The sequence below is a fragment of the Longilinea arvoryzae genome, from assembly GCF_001050235.1.
Classification (GTDB): Bacteria; Chloroflexota; Anaerolineae; order Anaerolineales; family Anaerolineaceae; genus Longilinea; species Longilinea arvoryzae.
The window spans coordinates 4,138,322-4,145,241 of record NZ_DF967972.1; the positions used below are offsets into that span (position 1 = coordinate 4,138,322).

At 62.1% G+C, this 6,920-nt stretch carries 7 protein-coding genes; all 7 read left to right on the top strand.

The genetic code is table 11. From position 1 onward, the window contains the following. Nucleotides 1-218 precede the first annotated feature (218 nt). Nucleotides 219-575 (top strand): NADH-quinone oxidoreductase subunit A, encoded by a 357-nt coding sequence (locus tag LARV_RS18530; protein WP_075075036.1) that lies wholly within the window; start codon nucleotides 219-221, stop codon nucleotides 573-575. Then, nucleotides 566-1,048: an NADH-quinone oxidoreductase subunit B gene (locus LARV_RS18535; RefSeq protein ID WP_075075037.1), complete on the top strand. Its 483-nt coding sequence runs from the start codon at nucleotides 566-568 to the stop codon at nucleotides 1,046-1,048. Before LARV_RS18530 ends, LARV_RS18535 begins: the two co-directional genes overlap by 10 nt. After that, a complete protein-coding gene (locus LARV_RS18540) occupies nucleotides 1,048-1,560 on the top strand; it encodes an NADH-quinone oxidoreductase subunit C (protein WP_083522699.1) in 513 nt (170 codons plus the stop codon). The genes LARV_RS18535 and LARV_RS18540 overlap by 1 nt, the downstream gene beginning before the upstream one ends. A gap of 11 nt (nucleotides 1,561-1,571) precedes the next feature. Beyond that, nucleotides 1,572-2,801, top strand: coding sequence for an NADH dehydrogenase (quinone) subunit D (nuoD, locus tag LARV_RS18545; RefSeq protein ID WP_075075039.1), 1,230 nt, complete (start codon nucleotides 1,572-1,574; stop codon nucleotides 2,799-2,801). Then, entirely contained in the window at nucleotides 2,798-3,316 is a 519-nt protein-coding gene (locus LARV_RS18550; RefSeq protein ID WP_075075040.1) for an NADH-quinone oxidoreductase subunit NuoE family protein, read from the top strand. The genes nuoD and LARV_RS18550 overlap by 4 nt, the downstream gene beginning before the upstream one ends. Next, nucleotides 3,313-4,563: an NADH-quinone oxidoreductase subunit NuoF gene (nuoF, locus tag LARV_RS18555; RefSeq protein ID WP_075075041.1), complete on the top strand. Its 1,251-nt coding sequence runs from the start codon at nucleotides 3,313-3,315 to the stop codon at nucleotides 4,561-4,563. The genes LARV_RS18550 and nuoF overlap by 4 nt, the downstream gene beginning before the upstream one ends. A 4-nt stretch (nucleotides 4,564-4,567) precedes the next feature. Beyond that, nucleotides 4,568-6,920, top strand: a 2,353-nt coding sequence (gene nuoG, locus LARV_RS18560) for an NADH-quinone oxidoreductase subunit NuoG (RefSeq protein WP_075075042.1), incomplete at its 3' end; no start/stop codon positions are given.

The window sequence follows — 6,920 nt, forward strand, 5'->3', positions numbered from 1 at the left end:
AGGTCCTGCATTTTACAGAAACAATCCTACACTACTGCGGCGACGGCTACGGCTACGCCGGAGAGTGCATCACAATCTTGACCTTTTACTAAATTCGCACCACTCCAGCCTAATAAATCATATATACTTATGATATCTCTCTTGTGAAAATTGACACCATTTGTTATACTCATACCAAAATCAGACCAAGTTGGTAGACTTTACACAAAGGGAATCCCATGCTGCAGGCTTATCTACCTCTCCTGATCCTTTTGGTGTTGGCCGTGATCATCGGCCTGTTTGTGGTGCTGCTGGGGGAATGGTTCGGGCCCAAACGGCCCACCGCGCGCAAGAGCGCCCCGTATGAATCGGGCATGGTGCCATACGGCCCCGGCACCCGGCGCATCTCGGTGCGTTACTATCTGGTGGCCGTGCTTTTCATCCTGTTCGATATCGAAACGGTATTCTTCCTATTGTGGGCGGTTGTGCTCCGCAACCTGGGCGTGCTGGGTTTGATCGAGATGGTCGTCTTTATCAGTACGCTGATTGTCGGTTTTGTCTACGCCTGGAAGAAAGGAGCGCTGGAATGGGAATAGAGCAGAAAACCGGCGAGATGGGCATCGTGACTGCCAAACTCGAAGACCTGGTCAATTGGTCGCGCACGGGATCGATGTGGCCGATGCTGTTCGGCCTGGCCTGCTGCGCCATCGAGATGATGTCGGCCCAGGCCGCCAGTTATGACCTCAGCCGTTTCGGCATGGAGTTGAACCGCGCCAGCCCGCGCCAGTCGGACCTGATGATCGTGGCCGGGCGGGTCAGCCGCAAGATGGCGCCGGTGGTGCGCCAGCTTTACGACCAGATGCCGGATCCCAAGTGGGTGATCGCCATGGGTGACTGCGCCGCCTGCGGCGGGGTGTTCAATAATTACGCCGTGGTGCAGGGGGTGGACGAGGTGGTGCCGGTGGACGTGTACGTTTCGGGCTGCCCGCCGCGCCCCGAAGGGTTGATTCACGGCATTGTCACCCTGCATGAAAAGGTCAAAAAAGAGAAGCTCAAGGAATGGGCCTGATGGACGAGACGCTGCAAGCTGTGGTGAAGACTCTGCAGGAACGTTTTGGGGCGCAGCCGGCCGGTGCGCGCGGCGAGGTTTCACTGCTGATCGCGCCGGAGCACAACCTGGCAGCCGCCCAGACCCTGCGCGACGAGTTCCAGTTCGAGATGCTGCTGGATGAGACGGCGGTGGATTACTGGCCGCAGACCCAGCCGCGCTTCCACGTGGTGGCCGAGCTGTATTCCTTCGCGCACAACGCGGTGGTGGAGCTGCGTTTCCCGCTCGACAACGATTCCGCCAGTCTGCAGACGCTGACCCCGATCTATCCGGGCGCCAACTGGCGCGAACGCGAGACCTGGGATATGTTCGGCATCCGCTTCGAGGGCCACCCCGATCCGCGGCGCATCCTGATGCCGTACGAGTGGGAGGGCCATCCGCTGCGCAAGGATTATCCGCTGGGTTACGAGGAAGTCCAGTACACGTTCAATAAAGAGCAAATCGACCATCACAAACGCTACGCCAAACGCTGAGGAGGAGTTCGATGGCGGATTTTCGGGCAACGACTGTTGATGAACTTCGCCACCTGGTTTCAGAACGGGCCCTCAGCGGCGAGACTGTTTTGCTGAACATGGGCCCGCAGCATCCCAGTACGCATGGCGTGCTGCGCCTGCTGCTGGAGCTGGACGGCGAAATCGTGGAAACCTGCATCCCGGATATCGGTTTTCTGCACACCGGGGTGGAGAAAAACATGGAGTCCAAGACCTACCAGAAGGCCGAGGTGATGACCGACCGGTTGGATTACCTCAACCCGCTCGGCAACAACCTGACTTACTGTCTGGCGGTCGAGAAATTATGCGAGCTGGACGTGCCTCCGCGGGCTCAGACGCTGCGTGTAATTCTGGCCGAACTGCAGCGCATTTCGTCCCACCTGCTGTGGCTGGGCACTTCCGGGCTGGACCTGGCGGCCATGTCGGTGTTCCTGTACGCGATGCGCGAGCGCGAGATGATCCTGGATATCTTCGAGATGGTTGCCGGTCAGCGCATGATGACCACCTACATTCGCCCGGGTGGGCTGTGGCGGGATGTGCCGCCCGAGTTCAACGCGACCGTAAACACCGTACTTGAAGTGATCCCGCGCCGCCTGGACGAATACGAATCGCTGCTGACCCACAACCCGCTCTTCCTCGAGCGCACCCAGAACATCGGGGTGATTTCGACCGATCAGTGCCTGGGCCTGGGCCTGACCGGTCCGGTGCTGCGGGCGACCGGCAAGGCCTACGACCTGCGCAAGGCGCGCCCTTACTCGGGCTATGAACAATACGCCTTCGATATTCCCACGGCGCAAACCGGGGATATCTACGGGCGCTACCTGGTGCGGATCGCCGAGATTCGCCAGTCGGTGGCCATCATCGAACAGGCGCTGGACCGGCTGCCCGCCGGCCCGGTACGCAGCAACAACCGCAAATACGTTCCGCCGCCGCGCTCCGAAATCGGCGTCAGCATGGAAGCATTGATCCACCACTTCAAGCTGTGGACCGAGGGCTTCAGCGTTCCGGCCGGGCATGTTTACGCGGCCACCGAGAGTCCGCGCGGCGAATTGGGCGTGTATCTGGAGAGCGACGGCGGTCCCAAACCCTACCGCGTGCACTTCAATACACCTTCCTTTGCCAACCTTCAGGCCATGCCATTGCTCACCAAGGGCCATTTCGTGGCGGATGTGGTGGGCATCATCGGCAGTATCGACATCGTTCTGGGAGACGCAGACCGGTGAACCAACTTCTCAACCAATACCCACAGGAAATACAGGCCATCCTGGCCAAATACCCGGACGGGAGCAAACGCGCGGCGGTCATGCCGCTGCTCCACCTGGCGCAGCGCGAATCGGGCTGTATCACCAAGCTGTCCATGCAGGAAATCGGCGAGATTCTGGGCATGTCCATCACGGACGTGGATTCGATCGTCGGTTTCTACACTCTGTTTCATGAAAAGGAAGAGGCAAACGCCGGCGGCCGTTATTATGTACAGGTATGCACCGATCTGCCCTGCGCGCTGCGCGGCGCGGACGAATTCCTGCGCCAGGTGTGCGATCGGATCGGCCTCAAGGTCGGCGAAAGCACCCCGGACGGCAAAGTGACCATCGAAGAGGTCACCTGTCTGGCGGGCTGCCACCGCGCGCCTTTATTCCAGGTGCAAGGCGACGGCGACATCCAGTACCACGAGAACCAGACCGTCGACTCAGCGGTCGAGCTGATCGATGAGCTGCGCAAGCGCGGGGAGGCGGCATGAGTCCTTATCGCATCTTACGCCACCGTGAAATTCCGGACCTGGCCCGCCTGGACGTCTACCGCGCCAACGGCGGGTTCGAGGGTTTTCGCAAGGCGGTCACGGCCTTGCAGCCGGGCGAGGTGATCAACGAGGTCAAAGCCAGCGGGCTGCGCGGGCGGGGCGGGGCGGGCTTCCCGGCCGGGGTCAAGTGGAGCTTCCTGCCCAACACGCTCTGGCCGCATTACGTGGTCGCCAACGCGGACGAGTCCGAACCCGGCACGTTCAAGGACCGCGAAATTCTGGAAAACAACCCCTTCCAGTTCCTGGAGGGTTTGATGATTGCCTCATTCGCGGTGCAGGCCCGGGACGCCTACGTCTATCTGCGCGGTGAATTCTGGCAGATCGCCCATTTCCTCGACGAGAAGATTGCCGACCTGGAAGCGGCCGGTCTGCTGGGCGACGGCCTGTTTGGAACGGATTATTCGCTGCGCCTGCACACCCATTTGGGCGCCGGCGCCTACATTTGCGGCGAAGAGACGGCCCTGCTGGAATCGATGGGCGGCAACCTGGGCCAACCGCGCCTGCGCCCGCCTTTCCCGGCCACCTATGGCCTGTTCGGCAAGCCGACCGTGATCAACAACGTGGAAACGCTGGCCAACGTACCCGGCATCCTCGCCAACGGCGCGGCCTGGTTCCGCGAGACAGGCACCGAAAAGAGCCCGGGTGTCAAGATCTTCTCGCTGTCGGGCTGCGTCAACAAACCGGGCAATTACGAACTGCCCCTGGGCACAACCTTCCGCGAGCTGATCTTCACCCACGGCGGCGGACTGGCCGAGGGGCGCACCCTCAAGGCCATCATGCCGGCCGGGGCTTCCTCCAGCCTGATCACCGCCAACGACAAAGCGCTGGACACGCCCATGGATTACGAATCGGTGGCCGCGCTGGGTTCGACGCTCGGTTCGGCCTCGGTGATCGTGCTGGACGACAGCGTGAACATCGCCTGGATGGTCAACAAGACCGTGCACTTCTTCAAGCATGAATCGTGTGGAAAATGCACGCCCTGCCGCGAGGGCACCTACTGGATGAATCACATCACCGAGCGCATTGTCAACGGCCAGGCCAGCAAAGAGGACGTGGATTTGCTGAATAACGTGGCGCGCCAGATGCAGGGCAAATGCCTGTGCGCACTGGGCGAATTCTCCACCATGGCGGTGGTCACCGGCATCGAGCAGTTCCGTTCGGACTTCGAAGCGCTGCAGAGGAGATAAAGGGATGCCAAAGAAGCTGATCACTCTGCGTATTGACGATCATGTATTGCAGGTCCCCGAGGGCATGCTGGTGGTGGATGCGGCCAAGAAGGTCGACGTGGACATCCCGGTCTTCTGCTACCATCCCAAGATGGAGCCGGTGGGCATGTGCCGCATGTGCCTGGTGGAAATCGGCCGACCGGTGATCGACCGTACCACCGGCGAGGTGGTGAAGGAGGCGGATGGCTCACCCAGGATTGCCTTTGGCCCCAAGCTGGATACGGCCTGCACCACGCCGGTTTCGGAAGGCATGCTGGTGCGCACCACCAGCCCGGCCGTGATCGAGGCGCGCAAGGGCATGCTGGAGTTCATCCTCACCTCGCACCCCCTGGATTGTCCGGTTTGCGACAAGGGCGGCGAATGTCCGTTGCAAAACCTGACCCTGAGACACGGTCCGGGCACCAGCCGCTTTATTTTCGATGAAAAGATGCACCTGGCCAAGCGTGTGCCGCTGGGCGAATTGATCTGGCTGGACCGCGAGCGCTGCATCCAGTGCGGACGCTGCGTGCGCTTCCAGCATGAGGTGGTGGACGACCCGGCGATCGATTTCTATCAGCGCGGGCGCAGCCTGGAGATCATCACCCGATCCGAATTGGGCTTCGACTCGATTTTCTCGGGCAACACGACCGATATTTGCCCGGTGGGCGCGCTGACGACGGCCGATTTCCGCTTCGGCGCGCGGCCGTGGGAGATGGTTTCTTCGGCGTCGGTGTGCTCGCACTGCCCGGTGGGCTGCAATATCACCTATAACGTGCGCCGCGAGGCCAAATCCGGCGGCGGCATGGTGATCAAGCGCGTCATGCCGCGCCAGAATGAGGCGGTCAACGAAATCTGGATGTGCGACAAGGGCCGCTTGGGATATCACTTCACCGAAAGCCCGGAGCGTCTGCGCGAACCGCTGGTCCGCAGGAACGGCGAGTTGGTCCCGGTGGGTTGGGATGAAGCCCTGGATCTGGCCGCGCAAAAACTGCGCGAGGCGGGCAGCCAGGGAATGGTGCTGGCCGGCGGGCGACTCTCGAATGAGGATTTATTCAATCTGCGGAAGCTGGCCGAGGCAGCCGGCGGCCAGACCCTGCTGGACGGCTCGATGGGCGGCGGCGACCTGGCAATGAAATTAGGCCCGGGATCGGGCACCAACCTGGGAGATCTGGGGGCCGGCAGCGCCATTCTGGTGGTGGCCAGCGATTTGCACCAGGAAGCTCCGCTGTGGTGGCTGCGCATCAAACAGGCTGCCGAACGCGGCGCGACCCTGATCGTCGTCAACCCGAACGAGACCCGCCTGGACGAATACGCCACCTTCAAGATGCACTACAATCCCGGCGAGCTGCTGCTGACCTTTGGCGGCTTTCTGGAGAGCGAAGCCGGCCGGGCCTTTGCCGCGGCCGAAAACGGGCTGATATTCTACGGCGGCAACGGGCTGGGCCTGCAGCAGTCCACCTATGTGGCCAGGGCGGCCGCTGAACTGCTGGTGAAGACCGGTCACTACGGCAAAGCCAACAACGGCCTGGTGCCGGTGTGGCCGAAGGCCAACGACCAGGGCGCCTGGGAGATGGGCTTCCGGCCGGTATTGGATCTGAATGAAAAGTTACGCCAGGCCAAAGTGGCTTATATTGCGGCGTCCGACCCGGCCGGCGACGACCCGCGCCTGGCCGCGGCGCTGGATGAGGCCGGGTTCGTCATCGTCCAGGAGCTGTTCATGACTGAGACGGCCCGGCGGGCGGACGTGGTGCTGCCGGCCGCGGCTTATACCGAGCGCGAAGGGACCTTTACCAACGGCATGCGCCGGGTGCAGCGCTATTACCCGGCGGCAACCGCACGCGGCAGCGCCCGCCCCGATTTTGCCCTAGCGGCCCAGATCGCCGATCGCCTGGGATTGGAACTGCCCGCTGCGGCTCCCACGCTGGTGATGGAGCGGATGGCCGGCGAAGTGCCCGATTTTGCCGGCCTGACTTACCAAAAGCTGGCCGAGGTGCAGGAACAGTGGCCCATCGTGGGGCGCGGCGACATGTATTACGGCGGGACGGGCTACGAAAACCGGCAGGGTCTGGGCGTCCAATTGTCCAGCGCTGCCGAACGCGGCGAGAAATTGGAACTGCCGGACGCGGCCAACCCGGTTTTGCCGGCGGTCAGCAACGGATCACTGCTGGTCATACCGGTGACGCGCCTGTACGATCAGGGCACGACCCTGCGGCCGACGACGCTGCTGGCCGGGCGCATGTCCCGGGCCGAACTGGGTCTGCATCCGGAGACCGCTGCGAAACTGGGTCTGCAACCGGAGGGTGAGGTTTGGCTCAGCGGCGAAGGCTGGCGGGTAAAGG